This is a genomic window from Stenotrophomonas sp. ASS1 (assembly GCF_004346925.1).
Classification (GTDB): domain Bacteria; phylum Pseudomonadota; class Gammaproteobacteria; order Xanthomonadales; family Xanthomonadaceae; genus Stenotrophomonas; species Stenotrophomonas maltophilia_A.
Genome location: NZ_CP031167.1, coordinates 660,486 through 684,446, shown reverse-complemented (window position 1 = coordinate 684,446; position 23,961 = coordinate 660,486). Strand labels below are relative to the sequence as shown.

19 protein-coding genes and 1 pseudogene are annotated in these 23,961 nt (G+C 67.1%); 2 read left to right on the top strand and 18 right to left on the bottom strand.

Going from position 1 to position 23,961, the window contains the following annotated elements; all coding sequences use genetic code 11:
- Window positions 1-4: 4 nt before the first annotated feature.
- From MG068_RS03105 to MG068_RS03095, 3 genes are all read right to left on the bottom strand, one after another.
- Window positions 5-961 carry a Nudix family hydrolase gene (locus tag MG068_RS03105; RefSeq protein WP_132809203.1) on the bottom strand — a complete coding sequence of 319 codons (957 nt, stop codon included), beginning with the start codon at window positions 959-961 and terminating at the stop codon, window positions 5-7.
- 113 nt (window positions 962-1,074) lie between these two features.
- Window positions 1,075-3,807 (bottom strand): preprotein translocase subunit SecA, encoded by a 2,733-nt coding sequence (secA, locus tag MG068_RS03100; protein ID WP_032129708.1) that lies wholly within the window; start codon window positions 3,805-3,807, stop codon window positions 1,075-1,077.
- Window positions 3,808-4,124: 317 nt separating this feature from the next.
- A complete protein-coding gene (locus MG068_RS03095) occupies window positions 4,125-5,081 on the bottom strand; it encodes a M23 family metallopeptidase (RefSeq protein WP_057501038.1) in 957 nt (318 codons plus the stop codon).
- Between the two features lie 12 nt (window positions 5,082-5,093).
- Between MG068_RS03095 and MG068_RS03090 the strand changes: the two genes are divergently transcribed.
- A complete protein-coding gene (locus MG068_RS03090; protein WP_029379786.1) occupies window positions 5,094-5,543 on the top strand; it encodes a DciA family protein in 450 nt (149 codons plus the stop codon).
- Window positions 5,544-5,825: 282 nt separating this feature from the next.
- On the opposite strand, the gene lpxC is transcribed toward MG068_RS03090, so the two are convergent.
- The 15 genes and pseudogenes from lpxC to MG068_RS03015 all read right to left on the bottom strand — a co-directional run bounded on the left by lpxC (window position 5,826) and on the right by MG068_RS03015 (window position 22,628).
- Entirely contained in the window at window positions 5,826-6,737 is a 912-nt protein-coding gene (lpxC, locus tag MG068_RS03085) for a UDP-3-O-acyl-N-acetylglucosamine deacetylase (RefSeq protein ID WP_005408085.1), read from the bottom strand.
- A 205-nt stretch (window positions 6,738-6,942) separates the two neighbouring features.
- Complete coding sequence (gene ftsZ, locus MG068_RS03080) at window positions 6,943-8,178, bottom strand: cell division protein FtsZ (RefSeq protein ID WP_043397963.1); 1,236 nt, start codon at window positions 8,176-8,178, stop codon at window positions 6,943-6,945.
- A 170-nt stretch (window positions 8,179-8,348) separates the two neighbouring features.
- A complete protein-coding gene (gene ftsA, locus MG068_RS03075; RefSeq protein ID WP_005408083.1) occupies window positions 8,349-9,584 on the bottom strand; it encodes a cell division protein FtsA in 1,236 nt (411 codons plus the stop codon).
- A gap of 68 nt (window positions 9,585-9,652) precedes the next feature.
- A pseudogene (locus MG068_RS03070) lies at window positions 9,653-10,330 on the bottom strand (cell division protein FtsQ/DivIB); the annotation flags it as partial.
- On the bottom strand, window positions 10,327-11,289 hold the full coding sequence (locus MG068_RS03065; RefSeq protein WP_132809201.1) for a D-alanine--D-alanine ligase: 963 nt from the start codon (window positions 11,287-11,289) through the stop codon (window positions 10,327-10,329). The gene MG068_RS03065 and the pseudogene MG068_RS03070, both read right to left, overlap by 4 nt.
- Window positions 11,286-12,722, bottom strand: coding sequence for a UDP-N-acetylmuramate--L-alanine ligase (gene murC / locus MG068_RS03060; protein ID WP_012510048.1), 1,437 nt, complete (start codon window positions 12,720-12,722; stop codon window positions 11,286-11,288). Before murC ends, MG068_RS03065 begins: the two co-directional genes overlap by 4 nt.
- Before the next feature lie 40 nt (window positions 12,723-12,762).
- Complete coding sequence (gene murG, locus MG068_RS03055; RefSeq protein ID WP_049461621.1) at window positions 12,763-13,851, bottom strand: undecaprenyldiphospho-muramoylpentapeptide beta-N-acetylglucosaminyltransferase; 1,089 nt, start codon at window positions 13,849-13,851, stop codon at window positions 12,763-12,765.
- Complete coding sequence (gene ftsW, locus MG068_RS03050; protein ID WP_049399807.1) at window positions 13,848-15,170, bottom strand: putative lipid II flippase FtsW; 1,323 nt, start codon at window positions 15,168-15,170, stop codon at window positions 13,848-13,850. The genes murG and ftsW overlap by 4 nt, the downstream gene beginning before the upstream one ends.
- A 1-nt stretch (window position 15,171) precedes the next feature.
- Window positions 15,172-16,257 carry a phospho-N-acetylmuramoyl-pentapeptide-transferase gene (gene mraY / locus MG068_RS03045; RefSeq protein ID WP_010481929.1) on the bottom strand — a complete coding sequence of 362 codons (1,086 nt, stop codon included), beginning with the start codon at window positions 16,255-16,257 and terminating at the stop codon, window positions 15,172-15,174.
- Complete coding sequence (locus MG068_RS03040; protein ID WP_132809199.1) at window positions 16,247-17,641, bottom strand: UDP-N-acetylmuramoyl-tripeptide--D-alanyl-D-alanine ligase; 1,395 nt, start codon at window positions 17,639-17,641, stop codon at window positions 16,247-16,249. The genes mraY and MG068_RS03040 overlap by 11 nt, the downstream gene beginning before the upstream one ends.
- On the bottom strand, window positions 17,638-19,146 hold the full coding sequence (locus tag MG068_RS03035) for a UDP-N-acetylmuramoyl-L-alanyl-D-glutamate--2,6-diaminopimelate ligase (protein WP_049425024.1): 1,509 nt from the start codon (window positions 19,144-19,146) through the stop codon (window positions 17,638-17,640). The genes MG068_RS03040 and MG068_RS03035 overlap by 4 nt, the downstream gene beginning before the upstream one ends.
- Window positions 19,143-20,987 (bottom strand): peptidoglycan D,D-transpeptidase FtsI family protein, encoded by a 1,845-nt coding sequence (locus MG068_RS03030; protein WP_049425022.1) that lies wholly within the window; start codon window positions 20,985-20,987, stop codon window positions 19,143-19,145. The genes MG068_RS03035 and MG068_RS03030 overlap by 4 nt, the downstream gene beginning before the upstream one ends.
- Window positions 20,984-21,247 carry a cell division protein FtsL gene (ftsL, locus tag MG068_RS03025; RefSeq protein ID WP_005412242.1) on the bottom strand — a complete coding sequence of 88 codons (264 nt, stop codon included), beginning with the start codon at window positions 21,245-21,247 and terminating at the stop codon, window positions 20,984-20,986. The genes MG068_RS03030 and ftsL overlap by 4 nt, the downstream gene beginning before the upstream one ends.
- Window positions 21,244-22,212 (bottom strand): 16S rRNA (cytosine(1402)-N(4))-methyltransferase RsmH, encoded by a 969-nt coding sequence (rsmH, locus tag MG068_RS03020; RefSeq protein WP_132809197.1) that lies wholly within the window; start codon window positions 22,210-22,212, stop codon window positions 21,244-21,246. Before rsmH ends, ftsL begins: the two co-directional genes overlap by 4 nt.
- A 14-nt stretch (window positions 22,213-22,226) precedes the next feature.
- Window positions 22,227-22,628: a division/cell wall cluster transcriptional repressor MraZ gene (locus MG068_RS03015; RefSeq protein ID WP_008266948.1), complete on the bottom strand. Its 402-nt coding sequence runs from the start codon at window positions 22,626-22,628 to the stop codon at window positions 22,227-22,229.
- A gap of 368 nt (window positions 22,629-22,996) precedes the next feature.
- Here MG068_RS03015 and MG068_RS03010 point away from each other — a divergent pair, with 368 nt between their 5' ends.
- On the top strand, window positions 22,997-23,785 hold the full coding sequence (locus tag MG068_RS03010) for an NRDE family protein (protein WP_049461626.1): 789 nt from the start codon (window positions 22,997-22,999) through the stop codon (window positions 23,783-23,785).
- The last annotated feature ends 176 nt before the right edge of the window (window positions 23,786-23,961 follow it).

Below are 23,961 nucleotides of genomic sequence, written 5' to 3'. Positions count from 1 at the left end.
TGCATCACGCCGGCCACAGCGCGCGGATGGCGGCGATGCCCTGCCCACCATGGCGACGCGCTTCGGCGATGTGACCGCGGCCCATGCCGCCCAGGGCGTAGATCGGTAGTGACACCTGCGCACGCAGCTCGGCGAACGCGTTCCAGCCCAGCGGCACGGCATCGGGATGACTGGCCGTGGCCTGCACCGGGCCAAGCACGGCGAAGTCGCAGCCCAACCGCTGTGCGGCCTGCAGCTGCTGCAGGTCATGGCAGGACGCGGCCACCAGCTGGCCTTCAGGCAGCGGACGCTGCGACAGCTCCAGCAGCTGCTCGCTGCCCAGGTGCACCCCAACGCCCAGTACGCGCGCGCGTTCGATATCGCGGTTGAGCAGCCACTGCACCCCGCTGCGACGATGCGCGCGCACGGCCTGTTCGACCATCGCCTGGCGCTCCGGATGTGCCGTCGGCAACCGCAGCTGGATGCGCTGCTGGCCCGCCGCCACCACACGCTTCAGCTGCTCATGCCAGTGCTGCACGCCGTCGGCGTCATCGGCCGGCGCCGGGGTGATCAGGTAGCTGTCGGGTTGGCGCAGCGCGGCCACCACCGGCAGATCGGCCGGTGGCATCGAATAGCGACCCAGTTTGTCCGGCGCCACCCAGGTAATGGCCTGGCCCTCGCGGCCACGTGGCGTCCCCTTCCAGCTGCGCACGTGGCGCACTTCCAGGGTCAGGTGCTTGTCCGGGTAGCGCTGCGGCACATCCATCAGCCATTCGCCGACATCGGCTTCGATGCCCAGTTCCTCGCGCAGCTCGCGAACCAACGCCTGTTCGGAGGTCTCGCCGGATTCGCGCTTGCCGCCGGGGAACTCCCACAGGCCGGCCATGTCGCGGTTCTCGGTACGACGGTTGAGCAGCACGCGGCCACGGGCGTCGGTGATGACGGCGGCCACGACGTGGATCGATCGGGTGGGGGGAGCCATGGGGGAAGCATGCCCAGAACAGGGCGGCCCGCGCAATCTCGGATCGGGCCGGATCAGCCCCGCGAAACAGCCGCCATGAAAAAAGAGCCCCGCTTTCGCGGGGCTCTTCGGGGTCAGCTCAGCTGGCCGTGGCAGTGCTTGTACTTCTTGCCACTGCCGCACGGGCATGGATCGTTGCGGCCGATCTTCGGCTCATCGCGCTGCGCCTGTGCAATGCCCTGCTGGGCAGCCTGCACCTGCGCGGCTTCCTCGTCGGCGCTGTAGCCGCCCACGTCCTGGTGCTGGAACTGCGACTGGCTCAGGCGCGCTTCGGCCTGCTGGCGTTCGGCTGCTTCCAGCGCCTGCACTTCCTCGTCGCTGCGGATGCGCACGCGCGACAGCAGGGTCACCACTTCGCGCTTGACGTTCTCCAGCATGTCCGAGAACAGCTCGAAGGCTTCCTTCTTGTACTCCTGCTTCGGCTGCTTCTGCGCGTAACCACGCAGGTAGATGCCCTGGCGCAGGTAGTCCATGCGCGCCAGGTGCTCCTTCCAGCTCTGGTCCAGCACGGTCAGCATCACGTGCTTCTCCAGCGCGCGCATGGTTTCCTCACCGACACCGGCTTCCTTCTCGGCAAAGTGCTGGTTGACGCGCTCCTGCACCTTGGCAGCGATGGCTTCGGCGTCCAGCTCTTCGTGCGACTTGACCAGGTCGGTCAGTGACATCTGCAGGCCGAAGTCCGACTCCAGGGTCGCTTCCAGGCCACGCAGGTCCCACTGCTCGTCGATCGAGTTCGGCGGCACGAAGCGGGCCACCACGTCGAAGATCACGTCGTCGCGGATGCCGTCGACGTTGTCCTTCACCGACTCGGCGTCCAGCAGTTCATCGCGCTGTGCGTAGATCACCTTGCGCTGGTCGTTGTTGACGTCGTCGAAGTCCAGCAGGTTCTTGCGGATGTCGAAGTTGTGGGCCTCGACCTTGCGCTGTGCCTTCTCGATCTGGCGGCTGACCAGGCGGTCCTCGATGACGTCGTCTTCCTTCATGCCCATCATGCGCATGGCCTTCTGCACCCAGTCGGAGGCGAAGATGCGCATCAGGTTGTCTTCCAGCGACAGGTAGAAGCGGGACGAACCCGGGTCACCCTGGCGGCCCGAACGGCCGCGCAGCTGGTTGTCGATACGGCGCGATTCATGGCGCTCGGTACCGACGATGTGCAGGCCGCCGGCAGCCTTGACGGCCTCGTGGCGCTTCTGCCAATCGGCCTTGACCGCGGCCTTCTGTTCGTCGGTCGCGCCTTCGCCCAGCTCGTGGATCTCCGCTTCCAGCGAACCGCCCAGCACGATGTCGGTACCGCGGCCGGCCATGTTGGTGGCGATGGTCACGGCCGCCGGACGGCCGGCATTGGCGACGATGGTCGCTTCGCGGTCATGCTGCTTGGCGTTGAGCACTTCGTGCTTCACGCCCGCCTTGCGCAGGTGCTCGGACAGCATTTCCGAGGTTTCGATCGAGGTGGTACCCACCAGCACCGGCTGGCCGCGCTTGGCGCACTCTTCGATGTCGGCCAGCACCGCATTGAACTTGCCCTTGCGGTTCAGGAATACCTGGTCCGGGCTGTCCTTGCGGATGGTCGGGCGGTTGGTCGGGATCACCACCACTTCCAGGCCGTAGATGCTCTGGAACTCGAAGGCTTCGGTATCGGCCGTACCGGTCATGCCGGACAGCTTCTTGTACATGCGGAACAGGTTCTGGAAGGTGATGCTCGCCAGCGTCTGGTTCTCGCGCTGGACCGGCACGCCTTCCTTCGCTTCCACCGCCTGGTGCAGGCCATCGGACCAGCGGCGGCCGGACAGGGTGCGGCCGGTGAACTCATCGACGATGACCACTTCGCCATCGCGCACGATGTAATCCACGTCACGCTGGTAGATCGCGTGCGCGCGCAGCGCGGCGTTCAGGTGGTGGACCACGGTCAGGTTCTGCGGCGCGTACAGGCCTTCGGTCTCGCCGTCGAGGATGCCGGCCTCGACCAGCAGCTGCTCGGCGTGCTCCATGCCCGCTTCGGACAGGTGCACCTGCTTGCCCTTCTCATCGACCCAGAAGTCGCCTTCGCCGTCTTCCGCTTCCTGCTTGACCAGGTTCGGCACGACGCGGTTGACGCGGATGTACAGCTCCGGGGAATCGTCGGCCGGTCCGGAGATGATCAGCGGGGTACGCGCTTCGTCGATCAGGATGGAGTCGACTTCGTCGACGATGGCGTAGTGCAGGCCGCGCTGGTAGCGGTCGGCCTTGGACAGCGCCATGTTGTCGCGCAGGTAGTCGAAGCCGAATTCGTTGTTGGTGCCGTAGGTGATGTCCGAGGCGTAGGCTTCGCGCTTGTCGCTGTGCGGCATGCCCGGGTACACCACGCCCACGCTCAGGCCCAGCCAGTTGTACAGCTTGCCCATCTGCGCGGCGTCGCGGCGCGCCAGGTAGTCGTTCACGGTGACCACGTGCACGCCCTTGCCTTCCAGCGCGTTGAGGTACACCGGCAGGGTCGCCACCAGGGTCTTGCCTTCACCGGTGCGCATTTCTGCGATCTTGCCCAGGTGAAGCACCATGCCGCCGATCAGCTGCACGTCGTAGTGGCGCATGCCCAGCACGCGGCGACCGGCTTCGCGGCAGACCGCGAACGCTTCCGGCAGCACCTTGTCCAGGGCTTCACCGTCGGCGATGCGCTGCTTGAACTCCGGCGTCTTGGCCTGAAGCTGCTCGTCGGAAAGCTTCTCGATCTCCGGCTCCAGCGCATTGATCTTGGCGACGATGCGGTTGAGCTGGCGCAGCTGTCGTTCGTTACGACTGCCAAATACGCGGGTAAGCAGGCTGTTGATCATTGAAGGAACCGGGTTGGATGGACACGACGCCCGGCCTCCCCCTTGGGATCCGTCCGCCGCAAACGAAACAGGGCGCCTGGCGCCCTGTCGATGGCAACACCCATTGTAGCTTGGGACGGCCGGCTGAGGTTTCAACCCCGAGGGGTAGTGCCGGCCGCTGGCCGGGTACGCGTCAGCGCATGCGCGCTGGCGCTCCCACGCTTCGCTGCGCGAACCGTGGGCCCCACTTACCTCGCCTCCACACCCCCGCGCCTACGGCGCTGCCCCCGTACTCCGGGGGCGGTAGTGCCGACGGCAGCCGGCACCCCAATGGGGCATCAGCCGCGGCTGACGCGGCCGACCGGCGTGTTGCCGCCGTCGCCGAGGAACTTGCGCGGGTTGACCACGTTGCCGTTCTCCCACACCTCGAAGTGCACGTGGGCGCCGGTCGAACGACCGGTGGAACCGGCCTTGGCCACTTCCTGCCCGGCACGCACCAGGTCGCCGACCTTCACCACCAGGCGCGAATTGTGCGCGTAGCGGGTGACGTAGCCGTTACCGTGGTCGACGTCGACCACGTTGCCGTAGCCGCCCTTCACGCCGGCGAAGCTGACCACGCCTTCGGCGACGGCCATCACCGGGTCACCGACCTTGGCGTGGAAGTCCATGCCCTTGTGGGTGGCGGCACCGCGCCCGAACGGGTCGGCACGGGTGCCGAAACCGGAGGTCACGTAGCTGTTGCGGATCGGCATGCGCGACGGCACGGCGTTCTGCTGCAGCTGGTGGTCGAACATCAGCGATTCCATCACCGACAACTGGCGGCCTGAAGCAGCGAAGCGCTGCTCCAGCACCTGTAAGTCGGCGTTGACGTCCTTGACCGGGATGTCGCTGGTCGGGCCGCCGGCGTCGCCGTCACCGAGACCGGGGGTCTCGTTGAAGTCGAACTCGCCGTCTTCCAGCTTGCCCATCTGGGTCAGCCGTTCGCCGAGGGCGTTGAGGCGGGTGGCCTGGGCCTGCAGCTCGCCGAGGCGGGCCGCCAGCGCGTTGACCTGGGTCTGCGCATCGCGCTTGACCTTGGCCAGCTCTGCATCCTGGCGCTCGACCTTGGCCTGCAGGCGGGAATCATTCAGCGCGCTGGCGCCAATGCCGCCGGCAAGGCCGATAATGCAGCCTACCCCGAGCACACTGCCCAGCAGGGCGCGGGGGCGGTCCTCGAAATAGAACCGCAAACGCGCGATGGGCGACGCTTTGGCCTGTCCTTCACGCGTTTTGATTACGATCTTTTTGAATGCCATCAGTGAGTTTTCATGTCTGAGCCGAAATCCAGCGTTCGCCCCGCGTCAGTGCCGAAGCCGGCGCTGGATGCGGTGATGGCGGACAAAAGCGGGAACCCGCTGCGGCGTGCCTTGTGGCTCGACGCGCTGGACCGTCAGTTGCGCCCCCAGTTGCCGCCACCTCTGCGCAGCCGTTGCCGGCTGGCCAATGTGGACGGGGAACACCTCGTTTTTCTCGTCGAGTCCCCGGTCTGGCATGCCAAGTTGCGGCTTGCCGAAGCCCAGTTGCTCGACGCGGCCCGTTCCATCGGGCTGAAGGCCACCAAGGTGACCATCAAGACTGCGTCTCCCACTCCCACGCGCTCCCCAGCGCTCGACAACCGGAATGGACCCCACGCAGTTTCAGCCGCCACGCACAAAGGGCTACGCGACGCCTTGGCTTGCCTGCAGGACGTTCCTTCGAAGCCGAAGAAGCGGTCCTGACGACAACGGAGCATCCGGCTCCGCTCCCCGTCGCGCGTGTCACCACGGCGTGAAACATTTCGGGGGCCGGGTCGCATCCTAGCTGCCATCCGGGGGCCTGTCGTTAGATTGTTGTTAAAACTACGTTAAATTCAGGCTTCCGATCCAACAGGTTCACAAAACCGTGACCTCGAACCGGCCTTGACGCGCGTCAAGCATGCTGAATGCGCCGGACACGCCTGAAACGACAACGCCGCCCTGGAAGGCGGCGCTTTTGTCTTTCAATTCAACGATCTACAGGAATCAGGCGTAGGCCGGAGTGGCATATTCCACCGGGTCCGGGGTGGCCGGCGAGTCGAAGCTGACCCATTCCCAGGCGGTGGCGTCGGCCATCAGCGCCCGCACCAGCTTGTTGTTGAGGGCGTGACCGGACTTGAAGCCTTCGTAGGCACCCAGCACCTGGCCACCGGCCAGATAGAGGTCGCCGATCGCGTCGAGGATCTTGTGGCGCACGAATTCGTCGGCGTAGCGCAGGCCGTCTTCGTTGAGCACGCGGAACTCGTCCAGCACGATGGCGTTGTCCATCGAACCGCCCAGGCCCAGGTTGCGCTCGCGCATGTATTCCAGGTCGCGCATGAAACCGAAGGTGCGCGCGCGGGAGATTTCCTTGGTGTAGGCCAGCGTCGAGAACTCGATTTCCTGGCGCGACTGCTTGGCCGGGATCATCGGGTGATCGAACTGGATGGTGAAGCCCAGCTTGTAGCCCTCGTACGGGCTGAAGCGGGCCACCTTGTCGCCCTCGGTCACTTCCACGGTCTTCAGCACGCGGATGAAGCGCTTGGGCGCATCCTGTTCCACGATGCCTGCCGACTGCAGCAGGAACACGAACGGGCCGGCCGAACCGTCCATGATCGGCAGCTCGGCCGAGGACAGTTCGACGATGATGTTGTCCACACCCAGGCCGGCCAGCGCCGACATCAGGTGTTCGACGGTCTGGATCTTGGCGTCGTTGCAGGTCAGGCCGGTGCACAGGGTCACTTCGGTGACCAGTTCGGCCTTGGCCGGCACTTCCACCACCGGGTCCAGATCCACGCGACGGAACACGATCCCATGGTTGACCGGTGCCGGGCGCAGGGTCATGTAGACCTTGTCACCGCTGTGCAGGCCAACGCCGGTGGCGCGGATCGTGTTCTTGAGGGTGCGTTGCTGGATCATGGGGGATGGGCCGGAAGTGACACATTAGATTAACACGCGCCCTCCCCTACCCTGGCTGAAACGCCAGTGAAGGCTGCCGGCAGGACGCACCGGCACGCCGCGGGGACGCGCGTGAAGCAGGGCAGCCGGACCCATCCTGGCCCGGCGCCCGCGTTTTCAGGACATGGTGGCGCAACCCGGGGAGGACAAGCCCCGGGCGCCCCGCTTAGTCCGCCTGGCGGCGCAGGAACGCCGGGATGTCCAGGTAGTCGTTCGGCAGTTCCGCCGCCGCCGGGGCCGAAGCGGCCGGGGCCGAGGGAGCGGAGGCTGCCGCGGTATCGCTGCTGGCGCGACGCAGGCCCAGACCCATGCCGCCCACGGCCTTGGACACGGCGTCGCCGCCGTTGTCGAAGTCACCGAATTCCGGCTGGCCGGTGGTGGCATTGCGGACCAGCTTGATCGGCGCACGCTCGCCCGGACGCTGGGTCTTGCTGGCCGACACGCGGTTCAGGCCGGTAGCGACCACGGTCACGCGCACTTCGTCCTGCATGTCCGGATCCAGCACGGTACCGACCACCACGGTGGCGTCTTCGGAAGCGAAGCCATCGATGGTGCGTCCGATTTCGTCGAACTCGGCCATGGTGAAGTCGGCGCCGGCGGTGATGTTGACCAGGATGCCGTTGGCACCGGCCAGGTTCACATCGTCCAGCAGCGGGTTCTGGATCGCGGCTTCGGCGGCGGCCTGGGCGCGGTCATCGCCACGGGCGGTGCCGGTACCCATCATCGCCAGGCCCATTTCGGACATGACGGTGCGCACGTCGGCGAAGTCGACGTTGATCAGGCCCGGACGCACGATCAGGTCGGCGATGCCCTGCACGGCGCCCTGCAGCACGTCGTTGGCGGCACGGAAGGCCTGGATCATGGTCGCGTTGCGACCCAGCACGGTGATCAGCTTCTCGTTCGGGATGGTGATCAGCGAGTCGCAGTGCTGGCTCAGTTCCTCGATGCCCTTCAGCGCCACCTGCATGCGGCGACGGCCTTCGAACGGGAACGGCTTGGTGACCACGGCCACGGTCAGGATGCCCATTTCCTTGGCCAGCTGTGCCACCACCGGCGCAGCGCCGGTGCCGGTACCACCGCCCATGCCGGCGGTGATGAACACCATGTCCGCACCCTGCAGGGCGTCCATGATGCGCTCACGGTCTTCCAGCGCGGCCTGACGGCCGACTTCCGGGTTCGCGCCTGCGCCCAGGCCCTTGGTCACGTTGGTACCCAGCTGCAGCTGCAGCTTGGCACCGCAATTCTTGATGGCCTGCGAGTCTGTGTTGGCGGTGATGAATTCCACGCCGTCCACCGCCGAGTTGACCATGTGCGCCACGGCATTGCCGCCGCCGCCGCCCACGCCAACCACCTTGATCACCGCATTGGGTGCCATCTTTTCGATCAGTTCAAAATGCGCCATGTCCGTGTCCTCGTTGTATCCGCTTTGGCTGGCATGGGCATTCGGGCGTCCTGCCGTCCTGCTGCATGCCGGCGTTGCGGCTGTGTGGGTTGTGTGTTGCCGGTGTTGCGTTGTGCTACGGGTACTGCGGGTGCTGCGCCCGGGCGATGCCCGGTGTTACGGGTTCCGCGTCAGAACTCGCCGCGGAACCAGGTCTTGAGTTTCTTGAACATGCTTCCAGCGCGCCCGGTCGGCAGCGACGGCCGCCGCGGGTGCTCGATCTGGCTGCCCATCAGCAGCAGGCCCACGCCGGTGGCATGCACCGGGTTGCCCACCACTTCGCCCAGGCCGGTGACGTGCTGCGGGATGCCCACGCGAACCGGCATCTGCAGCATTTCCTCGGCCAGTTCGACCACGCCTTCCATCTTCGAAGCGCCACCGGTCAGCACCATGCCGGCGCGCACCAGTTCCTCGAAGCCGGAGCGGCGCAGTTCGGCCTGCACCATCTCGAAGATTTCCTCGTAGCGGCCCTGCACGGCCTGCGCCAGCGAATGGCGCGGCATGCGGCGCGGCGGGCGGTCGCCCACCGACGGCACCTGGATGCTTTCCTCGGCGGTGGCCAGCTGGGCCAGGGCGCAGGCATAGCGCACCTTGATCTGCTCGGCTTCCGGGGTCGGCGTGCGCAGCATGTGCGCGATGTCATTGGTGACGTGGTCGCCGGCGATCGGCAGCGAAGCCGTGTGGCAGATCGCGCCCTGCACGAACACCGCGATATCGGTGGTGCCGGCGCCCATGTCGACCAGCACCACGCCCAGCTCGCGCTCGTCGGCGGTCAGCACCGCCACGCTGGAGGCCAGCGAGGACAGCACCAGGTCGTCCACCTGCAGGCCACAGCGCTGGACGCACTTGCTGATGTTGGCCGCAGCCGACTGCGCGCACACCACCAGATGGGCATGCACTTCCAGGCGCACGCCGGTCATGCCGACCGGGTTGCGGATGCCTTCCTGCGAATCGTCCAGCACGTACTCGCGCGGGATCGCGTGCAGGATCTTCTGGTCGGCCGGAATCGCCACTGCTTTGGCCGCATCGAGCACGCGATCCAGGTCGCCCCAGGTCACTTCGCCGTCGCGGATCGGCACGATGCCGGGCGAATTCTTGCACTGCACGTGGTTGCCGGAGATCGAGGCATACACCGAGCGGATCTCGCAGCCGGCCATCAGCTCGGCTTCTTCCACCGCGCGCTGGATCGACTGCACGGTCGATTCGATGTCCACCACCACGCCACGCTTGAGCCCGCGCGACTCGTGCGAGCCGATGCCGATCACTTCGATCGGGTTGCCCGGCGAGTACTCGCCCACCAGCGCCACCACCTTGGAGGTGCCGATGTCCAGGCCAACGATCAGCGATTTGTCACCCTTGCGATTCATGTCCTTTCCTGCGTCCTGCTGGCTGGGGTCGCCGGCGTTTTCGCCGGCGTGGCCGGGGTACCCCAGCTCAGCGTGAAACCATTGGTGTAACGGAGATCGGCGCGCTCGATCGGCGCGTCCTGACGGTTGAGCTGCGGCAGCACCTTGACGAAGCGCTGCATGCGTGAGCGCGCGTCGTCGCGGCCGACCACCACTTCGGTACCGTTGCTCAGCACCAGCGACCAGCTGCCGCGCGCATCCATCGTCACCCGGCGCACGTCGACGCCGGCCGGTGCGAACAATGCACGCGAGTCGCTGTACAGCTTCATCACTTCTTCGGTCTGGCTGTCGGGGCCGTCCAGTTCGGGCAGCGCCAGATCGGCCAGCTTCTTCGGCGTGGGGAACAACTTGCCCTGCTCGGAAACCAGGCGGTCGTTGCCCCAGCGCGCGAACGGCTTGTGCTCGACCAGGGTCACTTCCAGCACGTCCGGCCACTGCTTGCGCACCTGCGCGCTTTCCACCCACGGCAGCTGTTCCAGTGCGTCCTGCGCATCCTGCAGCTTGACCGCGAAGAAGCCCGCGTGCGCGTACGGCAGCAGTACCTGCTGCAACTGCTCGGCCGGCACCCGCTTGAACTCACCATGCACGCGCAGCTTCGCCAGCGGCCAGCGCTCGGCGCCGACCCAGCCATTGACCACGGCCACCACCGGCAGTGCAACCACCGACAGCGCCAACAGCCAGACGAAGATGCGCAGCACCGCGTTCATGCGTGCGAGGCCTCCAGGGTCTGTTCCAGCACGCGCCACACCAGCTCTTCGAAGCTGATGCCGGCCTGGCCTGCGGCCTTGGGCACCAGCGAATGGCTGGTCATGCCCGGCGCGGTATTCACTTCCAGCAGGAAGAAGCGGCCGCTGCTGCGATCGCGCATCACGTCCACGCGGCCCCAGCCACGGCAGCCGGCGGCACGGAACGCGGCCAGCGCGATGCGGCGGATTTCCTCTTCGTCGTCACCGTCCAGGCCTGGGCACAGGTACTGGGTGTCCTCGGCGATGTACTTGGCGTTGTAGTCGTACCACTGGCCCTTGGGCACGATGCGGATCGACGGCAGTGCGACATCGTCGAGGATGGCCACGGTCAGTTCGTCGCCCACCACCATCTGTTCCATCAGCAGCTGGCCGTCGTAGCGCGCGGCCAGCGCCACGGCTTCATCGAGGCCGGCGTCGTCGGTGACCCGGCTGATACCCACGCTGGAGCCTTCATTGGCCGGCTTCACCACTACCGGCAGGCCCAGTTCGGCTGCCAGTGCATGCACCGTGGTCGCGTCCACCTTCCGGTACTGCGGGGTGGGCAGGCCCAGCGACAACCACACCTGCTTGGTGCGGATCTTGTCCATGCTCAGCGCCGAGCCCAGCACGTTCGAGCCGGTGTACGGCACGCCGAAGGCGTCCATCAGGCCCTGCACGATGCCGTCCTCACCGCCACCGTTGTGGCCATGCAGGATGTTGAACACGCGATCGATGCCACCGGCGGCGAGCGCCTTGGCCAGCGCCGGAATGCCATCCACCGCGAATGCATCGACGCCGCGCGAATGCAGCGCTTCCAGTACGTTGCGGCCGGAGTCCAGCGACACCTCGCGTTCGCTGGAACTGCCGCCGAGCAGCACGGCGACGCGGCCGAACACGGCCGGGTCGGTCACGCGCAGCGGCGGGAAGGTCAGCGCGCTCACGCCTCGCCCTCCCCCTTGAAGCCTTCCACCGCGATATGGGTGGCCACGGCACCGATGTCGCCGGCACCCATCATCAGCAGCAGGTCACCGTCCTGCAGCACGTCCGGCAGCACGCTGGCCAGCTCGGCGGCCTTGCCCACCACCACCGGCTCGCTGCGGCCACGCGCACGGATGGCGCGGGCCAACGCATGCGAATCGGCACCAGCAATCGGTTCCTCGCCGGCCGGGTAGACCTCGCTCAGCACCAGTGCATCGACGCTGGACAGCACTGCGGCGAACTTGTCGAACTGGTCGCGGGTACGGCTGTAGCGGTGCGGCTGGAAGGCCACCACCAGGCGCTTGTCGGCCCAGCCACCACGGGCGGCGGCGAACACCGCTTCCAGCTCGCTCGGGTGATGACCGTAGTCGTCGATGATGCGGACCTTGGCGCCGCTGGCGGTGGTCACTTCGCCCAGATCGTTGAAGCGACGGCCGACACCGGCGAAGCCTTCCAGTGCGCGCGCGATCGCGTCCGGTGCCACGCCCAGCTGCCAGCCCACCGCAGCGGCGGCCAGCGCGTTGAGTACGTTGTGCTTGCCCGGCAGCGCCAGCACCACTTCCTGGCTGGTGCCCTGCGGCAGGCGCAGGGTGAAGCGCATGCGCGAGCCTTCCTGCACCACGTTCTCGGCGCGCACGTCGGCCTGCGGGCTCATGCCGTAGCTCATCACGTGGCGCGGGGTCTTGGCAGCCAGAGCCGCGACTTCTGGATCGTCGATGCACAGCACCGCCAGGCCGTAGAACGGCAGGCGCTGCAGGAACTCGGCGAACGCCGCCTGCACGCGGGCAAAGTCGTTGCCGTAGTTCTCCAGGTGATCGGCGTCAATGTTGGTGATGATCGACATCAGCGGGTTCAGGCGCAGGAAGCTGCCATCGCTTTCGTCGGCCTCGGCCACCAGCCACTGTCCACCGCCCAGCTTGGCGTTGGCGCCGGCAGCCAGCAGCTGGCCACCGATCACGAACGTCGGGTCGAGCCCGCCTTCGCTCAGCACTGCAGCGGTGAGGCTGGTGGTGGTGGTCTTGCCATGGGTACCGGCCACAGCGATGCCGCGGCGGAAGCGCATCAGCTCGGCCAGCATCGCCGCACGCGGCATGATCGGAATGCGCTGGCTGCGCGCTTCCATCAGTTCCGGGTTGTCTTCGCGGATGGCGCTGGAGACCACCACGCAGTCGGTGCCCAGCACGTTGGCTGCGGAGTGGCCGCGCATGATGCGCGCACCCAGGCTGGCCAGGCGACGGGTCGCCACGTTGTCGGCGTTGTCCGAGCCGGACACCTCATAGCCCAGCGTCAGCATCACTTCGGCGATACCGCTCATGCCGGTGCCGCCGATGCCGACGAAATGCACGCGCGGGAACGCGCGCACCAGGTCGTTGGTGTCGTGCAGGCGACGGATCATGCGCGGCCTCGCGCAGGGCAGGCGCGGTGGCATGCCTTCTTCATACAGCTTCCTCAAGAATGATATCGGCGATGCGCTCGGCGGCATCGACCTTGGCCAGGGCACGCGCGGCTTGCGCCATCTGCATGCGGCGGGCGGGATTTTCGGACAGATCGCGCAGCAGTGCGGCAATGCCGTCGGCCAGCGTTCCGTCCTGCTTCAGCAAAACCGCCGCGCCGCGCTCGACCAGGTACTCCGCATTGCGGGTCTGGTGATCGTCGACGGCAGCGGGGAAAGGCACCAGCACGCTGCCGACACCCACCGCACACAGCTCGGCCAGCGTCGAAGCGCCCGCACGGCACACCACCAGATCGGCCCAGGCAAAGGCCTCGGCCATGTCGGCGATGAACGGCGTGATTTCAGCCTGCACGCCGGCCTTGGCATATGCCTCGACCGCTTCGGCATGCAGCTTTTCGCCGCTCTGGTGGCGAACCTGCACCGGCACACTCGTGCCCAGCGCAGCAATCGCCTGCGGCACGCCGGTGTTGAGCGCACGCGCGCCCTGGCTGCCACCGACCACCAGCACGCGCAGCGGACCCTGGCGGTCAGCGAAACGCTGTTCCGGCGGTGCGATGGCGGCGATCTCCGCACGTACCGGGTTGCCGACGAACTCTTCGCCCTTGGCGAAGGTGCCCGGGAAGCCGGTCAGCAGCCGGCGCGCATAGCGCGACAGGATGCGATTGGTCATGCCGGGAGCGCGATTCTGTTCGTGCACCAGCAGCGGCAGACCGTGCAGGCGTGTGGCCATGCCCCCCGGGCCGGACGCGAAACCACCGAAGGCGACCACCGCACGCGGCTGGCGCTTGCGGATGATCATGCCGGCGGCACGCAGCGCGCGCATCAGCCGCCACGGCGCGCCCAGCAGGGCCAGCTTGCCTTTGCCGCGCAGGCCGGTGATGGCTAGCGTGTCGATCGGAATGTCGTGCTGCGGCACCAGGCGGGTTTCCATCGCACCATCGGCGCCCATCCAGGTGACCGGTACGCCGCGCGCGCGCAGCACGCGGGCCACGGCCAGGCCGGGGAAGATGTGACCGCCGGTGCCACCAGCCAGGATCATCACCGGGCGCACGTTATCGGTGGCTGCGCTCATGACAGCCTCCCGAAGGTCGGTTCGATGCGCGACTGCAGGCGGCTGGTACCGCGTGCGGCGTTCGCTGCAGCGGCAGCCGTCGGCTCGGCGCTCATCGGCACGCTGGCCGCAGCCGGCGCGGCCGGCGCGTCCACGGGTGCATCGGCCACGGCCTCGTCGCCACCGCCGATGCGCACGGCCTGGCGACGCTCGGCGCGCTTGAGCTCATAGGAGACGCGCAACAGCAGGCCCATCGCCACGCAGGTCATCAGCACCGACGAACCGCCGGAGGAGATCAGCGGCAGGGTCAGACCCTTGGTCGGCAGGATACCCAGATTCACGCCGATCGAAACGAAGGTCTGCATGCTGATCCACAGGCCGATGCCGAAGGCGATGTAGCCGGAGAAGTGGCGCTTCATTTCCACGCAGCGCATGCCCAGCCAGAACGTGCGGCCGACCAGCAGCGCGTACAGGGCCACGATCACGCAGGTGCCGAGGAAGCCGAACTCCTCCGCGGTGACCGAGAAGATGAAGTCGGTATGTGCTTCCGGCAGGTAGTACAGCTTCTGCACCGAGTTGCCCAGACCAACGCCGGTCCACTCGCCGCGGCCCACGGCCATCAGCGCGTTGGACAGCTGGTAGCCGTCGCCCTGCTGGTCGGCCCACGGGTCGAGGAAGGAGGTAATGCGGCGCATGCGGTACGGCTCGATGATCGCCAGCGCGCTCATGCCGACCAGGCCGATGATCACCGGCATCGACATGCGCGGCATGTTCACACCGCCCAGCACCAGCATGCCGGCGGTGATCGCCAGCAGCAGGGTCGAGGAACCGAAGTCCGGCTGCAGCAGCAGCAACAGCACCAGCGCACCGGCCACGCCCAGTGGCTTGAGCATCGCCGGCCAGGTCGCGTTGACCTCGTCGCGGAAGCGCACCAGGTAGCTGGACAGCCAGACGATATAGAGCACCTTCACCGCTTCCACCGTCTGGAACTTGGAGATGCCCAGATTGATCCAGCGGCGTGCGCCGTTGACCGTGCTGCCCAGGCCCGGTGCGAACACCGCCAGCAGCAGCACGAAGCAGCCCAGCAGCAGCATCTGGTTGTACTGCTCGATGGACTTCAGTTCAGTGCGGGCGGCTACGACCGCCAGCACGATACCCACCGCCAGGAAGATCAGGTGGCGGTTGAGGTAGTAGAACGGGCTGCTCATCAGAGCGATCGAGCTGGACGCCACCATCACCACGCCGATGCCCGTGAGCGCGATGATCGCGCCCAGCAGCCACTTGTCGTAGCTGCCTTCGATGGCCTCAAGGCGTGTTGCCTGGCGGGACAGGTCGTTCATCTCAGCGCACCTTCAACGTGGCCAGGCCGATCAGCACGAGCACGACCGAGATGATCCAGAAGCGCACGATCACGCGCGGCTCCGGCCAGCCCTTCAGTTCGAAGTGGTGGTGGATCGGCGCCATGCGGAACACGCGCTTGCCGGTCAGCTTGAACGAGGCGACCTGGATCATCACCGACAGCGTTTCGATGACGAACACGCCGCCCATGATCACCAGCACCAGCTCCTGACGGGTGATCACTGCGATCGTACCCAGCACCGCACCCAGCGCCAGCGCGCCGATGTCGCCCATGAACACCATGGCCGGATAGGTGTTGAACCACAGGAACCCCAGGCCCGCACCGGCGATGGCCGCGCAGATGATGACCAGCTCGCCGGCGCCCGGGATCTGCGGGATCTGCAGGTAGTTGGCAAACACCACGTTGCCCGAGGCGTAGGCGAACACGCCCAGTGCGCAGGCCACCAGCACGGTCGGCATGATCGCCAGGCCGTCCAGGCCGTCGGTGAGGTTCACCGCGTTGGAGAAGCCGACGATCCAGAAGTAGGCGATGGCCACGAATCCGATGCCGGCCAGCGGCAGCGCGATCGACTTGAACATCGGGATGTAGAAGGTCAGCGCCGCCGGCACGTCGGCCGTGTAGAACAGGAACAGGCCCGCGGCCAGGCCGAAGATCGACTGCAGCAGGTACTTCCAGCGCGACTTCAGGCCGTTCGGGTCGCGGCGGACGATCTTGATCCAGTCGTCATACCAGCCGATGGCGCCGAAGCACAGCATCACCGCCAGCACCAGCCACACGTAGCGGTTGCGCAGGTCGGCCCACATCAGCACCGACAGGGTGATGGTGAGCAGGATCAGCGAACCGCCCATGGTCGGCGTACCGGCCTTGGAGAAATGGGTCTGCGGACCGTCCTTGCGGATCGGCTGGCCGCCCTTGAACTGGGCAAGCTTGCGGATCATCGCCGGGCCGAGCCACAGCGACAGGAACAGGGCCGTCAACGCGGCAAGGATGGCGCGGAACGTCTGGTAGTTGAACAGCCCGAACAGGCTCTCCAACTGCTGCAACCATCGAGCCAGTTCATACAACATGCGGGGATTCCTCTCCTTGCGCCAGCAGCGCTTTGACAATCGTGTCCATGGCGCTGCCACGGGAACCCTTGACCAGGCAGCGCACGCCGGCGTGCAGCTCGTCCTTCAGCGCCTGCGACAGCGCGTCATGGGTGGCGAAATGACGGCCGCCTTCACCGAAGGCGGTGGCGGCAGCGGCGCTGAGCGGGCCCAGCGCATACAGGCGCTTGAGGCCAGCAGCGCGCGCGCGGAGCCCTGCCTGCGCGTGCAGCGCTTCGGCGTCCGGACCCAGCTCGCGCATGTCGCCCAGCACCAGCCAACCCTCTTCCGGCGCGGCGGCCAGGGCGTCGATGGCCGCGGCCAGCGAACCGGGGTTGGCGTTGTAGCTGTCGTCCACCAGCACCGCGCCGTTGCGCAGCTGATGGGCGATCTGGCGGCCCGGTACCGGCTGTGCTTCGGCCAGGCCGGCCGCGATCAGCGCCAGATCGACACCGGCGGCCAGCGCCAGGCTGGCAGCGGCCAGCGCATTGCTGACGTTGTGGCGACCCGGCAGGCCCAGCACCACGCGGGCTTCGCCGCCCGGTGCGACCAGGGTGAACTGGCTGCCCTGCGCGCCGGCGCGGATGTCGCGCGCGGTGATGTCCGCGGTGTGCTCCAGGCCATAGCGCAGTACGCGGCAGCGCGGCGGGGTGCCGACGAAGTGCTGTTCGAACCAGCGGCCGTAGGCATCGTCGACGTTGATCACGGCCACGCCATCGGCCGGCAGCGCGGCATAGATCGCGCCCTTGGTCACTGCCACGCCGAGCAGGCTGCCCATGCGTTCCAGGTGCGCCGGGGCGATGTTGTTGACCAGCGCATAACGCGGGCGGGCGATGTCGGTCAGGTAGGCGATGTCACCCGGCTTGCCCGCGCCCATCTCGTAGACAGCGTAGTCGGCATCTTCCGGGGCATCGATCACTGCCAGCGGCAGGCCGATCTCGTTGTTGCGGTTGCCCGGGTTGGCGTAGACCACCTTGTGCGCATGACGGGCCACCTGCTGCAGGACCGACAGCAGCAGGCTCTTCACGCTGGTCTTGCCGTTGCTGCCGGTGATCGCGAACACCTCGGTATCACGGTCACGCTGCATGCCGGTGGCGATCTTCGCCAGCGCCAGTTCGCTGTCGGCCACCAGCACCTGCGGCAGTTCGGTCGGCAGCAGGCGCTCGACCAGCAGCGCGCTGGCACCGCGCGCCTGCGCGTCGGCGGCAAAGTCATGGCCATCGAAACGCTCGCCGCGCAGCGCCACATACAGGCTGCCCGGGCCGAGGCTGCGGGTGTCATTGCTGACCGCATCGATGGCCACGTCGTCGCCGTGGATCTCGCCGCCGGCCCAGTGTGCGATCAGCGAAAGCAGAGTGCGCTTCATGCGATGCCCTCCCCGGCCTGCGCGCTGAGCACACCGGCCTTGGCGGCCAACGCAGCGGCGGCCACTTCGGTGTCGTCGAAGTCATGGCGCACGCCATTCACTTCCTGGTACGGCTCGTGGCCCTTGCCAGCGATCAGGATGATGTCGCCGGCACCGGCACGCTTCACCGCCAGGCCGATCGCACGCGCGCGGCTGCGCTGCACGGTCACGGCGGAGGCATCGGTGAAGCCGGCCAGGATGTCGGCCACGATCACGTCGCCATCTTCGCCACGCGGATTGTCGTCGGTGACGATGACCTGGTTGGCCAAGCGCTCGGCGATCGCGGCCATCTGCGGGCGCTTGCCGGTATCACGCTCGCCACCGCAGCCGAACACGCAGAACAGCGTGCCCTGCAGGTGGCCGTGCAGGCTGTCCAGCGCCTGTTCCAGTGCGTCCGGGGTATGCGCGTAATCGACCACCACGGTCGGCAGGCCGTCTTCGCCGCCCAGGCGGTTCATGCGGCCACGGATCGGCTGCAGCGCCGACAACACCTCGGCAATGCGCGGCAGCGGCTGACCCTGCGCGTGCAGGGTGCCGGCCACGGCCAGCAGGTTGTCCACGTTGAAGCGGCCCAGCAGCGGCGACTGCACCGCCGCGCGCTGGCCGTCGATGACCAGTTCGAAGGCAATGCCACGGCCGTCCAGCTGCAGCGCCTCGGCGCGCACGCTGGCATCGGTGGCACCGCGCGAGCTCAGGCCGATCGGTTGCACGCCCGCCGGGAGGCCGGCGAACAGCTGGCGACCGAACGCGTCGTCAAGATTGATCACCGCGGCCTTCAGTCCCGGGCGATGGAACAGCCGTGCCTTGGCCGCGCCGTAGCTGGCCATGTCGCCGTGGTAGTCCAGATGGTCGCGGGTGAGATTGGTAAACACCGCCACGTCGTAGTGCACCGCATCCACGCGGCCCTGGTCCAGCGCGTGCGAGCTGACTTCCATCGCTACCGCGCGCGCACCGGCATCACGCAGCTGCGCCAGCAGCGCATGCATCTGCAGCACCAGCGGCGTAGTGAAACCGGTCGGCTCAACCGAACCATAAAGTCCGGCGCCCAACGTGCCGATACTGCCACTGGGCGTTCCGAGCAGGTGCCAGGCCTGGGCCAGCAGCTGCACGGTGGAGGTCTTGCCGTTGGTGCCGGTCACGCCCACCATCGCCATCGCCCGCGACGGTGCGCCATGGAACTGGTCGGCCATCGCACCCATGCGCGCGCGCAGGCCCGGCACAGCGATCGCATCGTCCGGTGCCGGCAGTTCGACCGGTGCCGGCGGTTCGAACAGGATGGCGCCAGCGCCGGCCGCACGGGCCTGCTCGACAAAGCCCAGGCCATGCGCGCCGAAACCGGCGATGGCGACGAAGGCATTGCCGGGGCGCACGGCGCGGCTGTCCAGCACCAGGCCGGTCAAAACGGGATCGTGGCCCGCCAGGGCCACATCCGGAAGCAACTGCGAAAGCAACATCGAAGGACTCATTGCGTGCCTCCCGTAGCGGGCGGCGTCTGGGCTTGCGCGCTGGGCAGCGCAGCGTCGAATTCAGCGGCGGCATCCACCGGCAGCGCGGCCTCGGCCGGCGGCGCGGGCAGGATCGAGGCCGAATGGCCGACCTTGCCGGACTGCTGTGCGGCCAGCCACGACTGCAGGTCGTCCAGCGGCACGTCCATCAGGCGCAGGGTGCCTTCCATCACGTTGTGGTAGACCGGCGCCGACACCAGGCCGCCGTAGAACTTGCCGGCCTGCGGGTCGTTGATGACGATGACGGTGGCGAAGCGCGGATTGGTGGCCGGCACCACGCCGGCGAACAGCGCGTTGTAATGGCCGCGCTCGTAACCACCCGGGCCGGTCTTGCGCGCGGTACCGGTCTTGCCGGCCACGCGGTAACCCAGCACCGCCGCCTGCTTGGCGCCGCCTTGGGTAACAACCGTTTCCATCATCGCCACCACCTGCCTGGCGACGCTCTCATCGATGATCTGATGCGCTTCGTTGCGCTGGCCTTTGACAAAGGTCGGCGCGATCAATTTGCCGCCATTGGCCAGCGCCGAATAGGCGGTGGCGATCTGCAGCGGGGTCACATTCAGGCCGTAGCCGTAGGACATGGTGGTCTTGGTGGCACCGTCCCAGTTGGCCGGGCGCCGCACCACACCACCGGATTCACCCGGGAAGCCGCTGTGCGGCACCGAGCCATAGCCGAAGCGGCGCACGCCGTCATAGAACACCTGGTCCGGCATCTTCGCCGCGACCTTGGCCGCGCCGATGTTGGAACTGCGGGTGATCACACCAGTCACGTTCAACACGCCGTTGTTGCGCGGCACGTCGCGGATGGTGAAGCGCGCCACCTGCATGTAGCCCGGATTGGTGTCGATGACGGTGTCCTTGGTCACCGCACCGGCCTGCAGCGCAGTGGCAATGGTCAACGGCTTCATCGTCGAACCCGGCTCGACCAGGTCGGTCACTGCACGGTTACGGCGCGCATCGGGCAGCGCGCCGGTCAGCGAATTCGGGTTGTAGGTCGGCAGGTTGACCATGGCCAGGATCTCGCCGGTGGTCACGTCCATGATCACCATCGAACCGCCGGCCGCCTTGTTGGCCACCAGCGCGTTGCGCAGTTCCTTGAACGCCAGGTACTGGATGCGGCGGTCGATGCTGAGGGTCAGGTCCTTGCCCGGTTCGGCGGCGCGCAGCAGATCGCTTTCGACGGTCTCGCCCTTGCGGTTGCGGATCACCCGCTTGGCACCGGCCTTGCCGCGCAGCCATTCGTCGAACGCCAGCTCCAGGCCTTCCTGGCCGCGGTCGTCGATGTTGGTGAAGCCCAGCACGTGCGCCATCGCCTCACCCTGCGGGTAGAAGCGGCGGAACTCGCGCTGCGCGGCCACGCCCGGAATCTTCAGCGCGACCACCTTCTCTGCCTCGTCCGGATTGATCCGGCGGCGCAGGTACATGAATTCCTTGTCCGACTTCTGCGACAGTCGGCTGCTCAGCTCATCCACCGACATGCCGACCGCCTGGGCCAGCTCGGGAATCCGCTCGGGCGAACGCAGCAGGTCCTGCGGGTTGACCCAGATCGAAGCGACCGGGGTCGACACCGCCAGCGGCTCGCCGTTGCGGTCGGTGATCATGCCGCGCGAGGTCTTGATCGGCAGCTCGCGCAGGTAGCGGGCTTCGCCCTGGCGCTGGTAGAAATCGCTGTTGATGATCTGCACGTAGGCCGCGCGGCCGACCAGCGACACCGAGCACAGGCCGAGCGCCAGGGCAACCCAACGCAGGCGCTGGCGCAGGTTGAAGGCGTTGCGGGGGCGGTTGCGGCCGGTCTTGCTCATGGGCGCACCACCACGATGTCGGCGGCCTCGGGGAACTTCATGCCGAGCTTCTCGCGGGCGATGCGATCCACACGGTTGGCTTCGGCCAGGGTGGCCTGTTCCAGCTGCAGGCGGCCGAATTCCAGATTGATGTCATCGCGCTTGCGCTCAGCGCGCGACAGCTCGATGAACGTCTGCCGGTGACGGTGACGCACGAACACGACGCCGATCGCCGAGGCCACGGTCGAGGCCAACAGGATGATCAGCAGCAGCCGGCTCATGCATCGGCCTCCCGCTTCTGGGCCACGCGCAGCACGGCGCTGCGGGCACGCGGGTTGGCCGCCAGTTCTTCGTCGGTGGCCTTGATGGCGCCACCGATCAGATCCAGGGTCGGCACGAACAGCTCCGCTTCGGGCAGGCGGCGGTTGGCCGGCGGGGCCTTGGCCAGGCGGTTCATGTACTGCTTGACGATGCGGTCTTCCAGCGAGTGGAAGCTGATGATCGCCAGGCGGCCACCGGGCTTGAGCCGTTCCACGGCCGCATCGAGGCCGGCTTCCAGATCGGCCAGCTCGCGGTTGATGTGGATACGGATCGCCTGGAAGCTGCGCGTGGCCGGGTGGATCTTGTCCTTGCCGCGCGGCATCACCGAGGCGATCAGCTCGGCCAGCTCGGCGGTACGGGAGAACGGCTGCTTCTCGCGGCGGGCCACGATGGCACGGGCGATACGGCGGCTCTGGCGCTCTTCGCCGTAGGTCCACAGCACGTCGGCAATCTCGCGTTCTTCAACGCGGTTGATCCATTGTGCGGCGCTTTCACCGTTGTCCGGATCCATGCGCATGTCCAGCGGGCCGTCCTTGCCGAAGCTGAAGCCACGTTCGGCCACGTCCAGCTGCGGCGACGACACGCCCAGGTCGAACAGGACGCCGTCCAGGCCTTCAGCCGTCGCATCCCACTGCAGCAGCTGGGCGAAGCTGCCACGGAAGATGGACACGCGCGGGTCCGGCGCGAAATCGCGCTCGGCTACGGCGATGGCTTCCGGATCCTTGTCCATGACCAGCAGGCGCCCCTCGGGACCGAGCTGGATGAGCACGCCACGTGCATGACCGCCACGACCGAACGTGCCATCCAGATAACGTCCGTTTTCGATCACCCTCAGGCCTTCAAGGACCTGGGTGTACAGGACCGGCAGGTGCACCGCCGGCGACTGCGACACCGGAAGGTGACCGGCCTGCGCTTCTGGGCGCATCCGGGCACCCCGGCTCACAACTTCAGGTCGAGCAACCCATCACCCAGATCCTCGTCAGACAATGTCTGCTGGATCAGGGCCCGATGCGCCTGCTCGCTCCACAATTCGAACTTGTCGCCCATACCGAGCAATACCGCCTTCTTCTCAATGCCCACCGCACCGCGGTGGCTGGCGGGGATGCTGATGCGACCGTTGCCGTCCAGCTCAAGATGGGCGGCCGAGCCGACCAGCTTCTGCTGCAACAGGCGCACGACGCGCTGGGTGTTGGGCTTGGACATCACGTCGTCGCGGACCCGCTCCCATTCCGACTCTGCATACAGCCACAGGCAGCCGGCTTCGAACGGGTTGTAGGTCAGCACGAGACGGTTGTTGCTGGCGCGCGCGACGAGGTCGCGGTAAGCGGTGGGAACCGCCATGCGCCCTTTATCGTCAACTGTGATGGCCGTCTCGCCCTGGAACACGACGCGTGCACCTATCCTTCGCCCGGTGAAACATTGAACCACGAAAACCCACAAAACACCCGGATTTCCCTCTGATGCCCACCTTAGCAGCGGCCGAAGGGTTGTCAACAACTTTTCAGCGGGGAAATCGCCAGCCACATCAATGGCTTGCAACAACCTTTAGAGAATTGTTCAAGGCTTATCCACAAGTTGCTGATCCGTCTCAATTTTTGAGATTGAACGGAAGTTCAGGGCTGTGGACAGCGCGTGAAACATCGGCCGCGCATTCATCCAAAACGGGCCGGAAGCGGCGCCAGACTGCGCAAACCGTGCACAATGAGGCCATGTGCCTGCTCGCTCTTGGCTGGATGCACCACCCGCGCTGGCGGCTGGTGATGACCGGCAACCGTGATGAGTTCCACGCCCGCCCGACGGCGGCGCTGGCCGCCTGGCAAGATGAGACCTCCGTCATCGGGGGGCGCGACCTGCGCTCCGGCGGCGGCTGGGCGGGCGTCGGTGCCGTAGGCCGGATGGCAGTGGTCACCAATGTGCGTGATCCGCTGGCCGCCCAGACCGGCCCTTCACGGGGCGCGCTGGTGGCCGACTTCCTGCGCGGCCGCGACCCGGCCGCCGTGCATATCGACCGGTTGGCAACGGTGGCCGGCGCCTACGCGCCGTTCAACCTGTTGCTGGCCGACGGCCACAGCCTGGAGTTCCTGGGCAACCACCCCGCCGAGCGGCAGAGCCTGGGCCCGGGCGTGCATGGCATGTCCAACGGTGCGCTGGACGCGCCCTGGCCGAAGACCCGGCGGCTGATGGCGGCCCTTGAAGCCTGGCTGCAGGAAGACCGGGTCAGATCCCTTTCGCAAAGCGAAAAGGATCTGACCCCGGACCTGACCCCGCTCTGGGCCGCCCTGGCCGACGAACATCGCCCCGCCGACAGCGACCTGCCCGACACCGGCATCGGCCTGGAACGCGAGCGCTGGCTGAGCCCCGCCTTCATCCGCGGCGACGACTACGGCACCCGCGCCAGCACCGTGCTGCTGATCGACGCCGACGGCCACGGCCAGATCCACGAGCGCCGCTTTGGCCCGCAGGGCGCAGCCAACGGACAGAGTCACGTCATTTTCTGACCGGGTCGTGCCGGCCGCTGGCCGGAATCTCTCTCCAGCAGGGGTATTGCCTACCGTTGGCCGGAATCTCTTTCCAGCAGGGTAGTGCCGGCCGCTGGCCGGCAACCTCCGGATCTTCGGGCAGGCCACGCAGCTGCCGGCCAGCGGCCGGCACTACCCGTCACTGCGATCCAAGG

Coding starts and splice junctions, on each gene's coding strand:
- MG068_RS03105 (WP_132809203.1), bottom strand. CDS start 961: ATGGCTCCCCCCACCCGATCGATCCACGTCGTGGCCGCCGTCATCACC.
- secA (WP_032129708.1), bottom strand. CDS start 3,807: ATGATCAACAGCCTGCTTACCCGCGTATTTGGCAGTCGTAACGAACGA.
- MG068_RS03095 (WP_057501038.1), bottom strand. CDS start 5,081: ATGGCATTCAAAAAGATCGTAATCAAAACGCGTGAAGGACAGGCCAAA.
- MG068_RS03090 (WP_029379786.1), top strand. CDS start 5,094: ATGTCTGAGCCGAAATCCAGCGTTCGCCCCGCGTCAGTGCCGAAGCCG.
- lpxC (WP_005408085.1), bottom strand. CDS start 6,737: ATGATCCAGCAACGCACCCTCAAGAACACGATCCGCGCCACCGGCGTT.
- ftsZ (WP_043397963.1), bottom strand. CDS start 8,178: ATGGCGCATTTTGAACTGATCGAAAAGATGGCACCCAATGCGGTGATC.
- ftsA (WP_005408083.1), bottom strand. CDS start 9,584: ATGAATCGCAAGGGTGACAAATCGCTGATCGTTGGCCTGGACATCGGC.
- murC (WP_012510048.1), bottom strand. CDS start 12,722: ATGATCCGTCGCCTGCACGACACCAACGACCTGGTGCGCGCGTTCCCG.
- murG (WP_049461621.1), bottom strand. CDS start 13,851: ATGAGCGCAGCCACCGATAACGTGCGCCCGGTGATGATCCTGGCTGGT.
- ftsW (WP_049399807.1), bottom strand. CDS start 15,170: ATGAACGACCTGTCCCGCCAGGCAACACGCCTTGAGGCCATCGAAGGC.
- mraY (WP_010481929.1), bottom strand. CDS start 16,257: ATGTTGTATGAACTGGCTCGATGGTTGCAGCAGTTGGAGAGCCTGTTC.
- MG068_RS03040 (WP_132809199.1), bottom strand. CDS start 17,641: ATGAAGCGCACTCTGCTTTCGCTGATCGCACACTGGGCCGGCGGCGAG.
- MG068_RS03035 (WP_049425024.1), bottom strand. CDS start 19,146: ATGAGTCCTTCGATGTTGCTTTCGCAGTTGCTTCCGGATGTGGCCCTG.
- MG068_RS03030 (WP_049425022.1), bottom strand. CDS start 20,987: ATGAGCAAGACCGGCCGCAACCGCCCCCGCAACGCCTTCAACCTGCGC.
- ftsL (WP_005412242.1), bottom strand. CDS start 21,247: ATGAGCCGGCTGCTGCTGATCATCCTGTTGGCCTCGACCGTGGCCTCG.
- rsmH (WP_132809197.1), bottom strand. CDS start 22,212: ATGCGCCCAGAAGCGCAGGCCGGTCACCTTCCGGTGTCGCAGTCGCCG.
- MG068_RS03015 (WP_008266948.1), bottom strand. CDS start 22,628: ATGGCGGTTCCCACCGCTTACCGCGACCTCGTCGCGCGCGCCAGCAAC.
- MG068_RS03010 (WP_049461626.1), top strand. CDS start 22,997: ATGTGCCTGCTCGCTCTTGGCTGGATGCACCACCCGCGCTGGCGGCTG.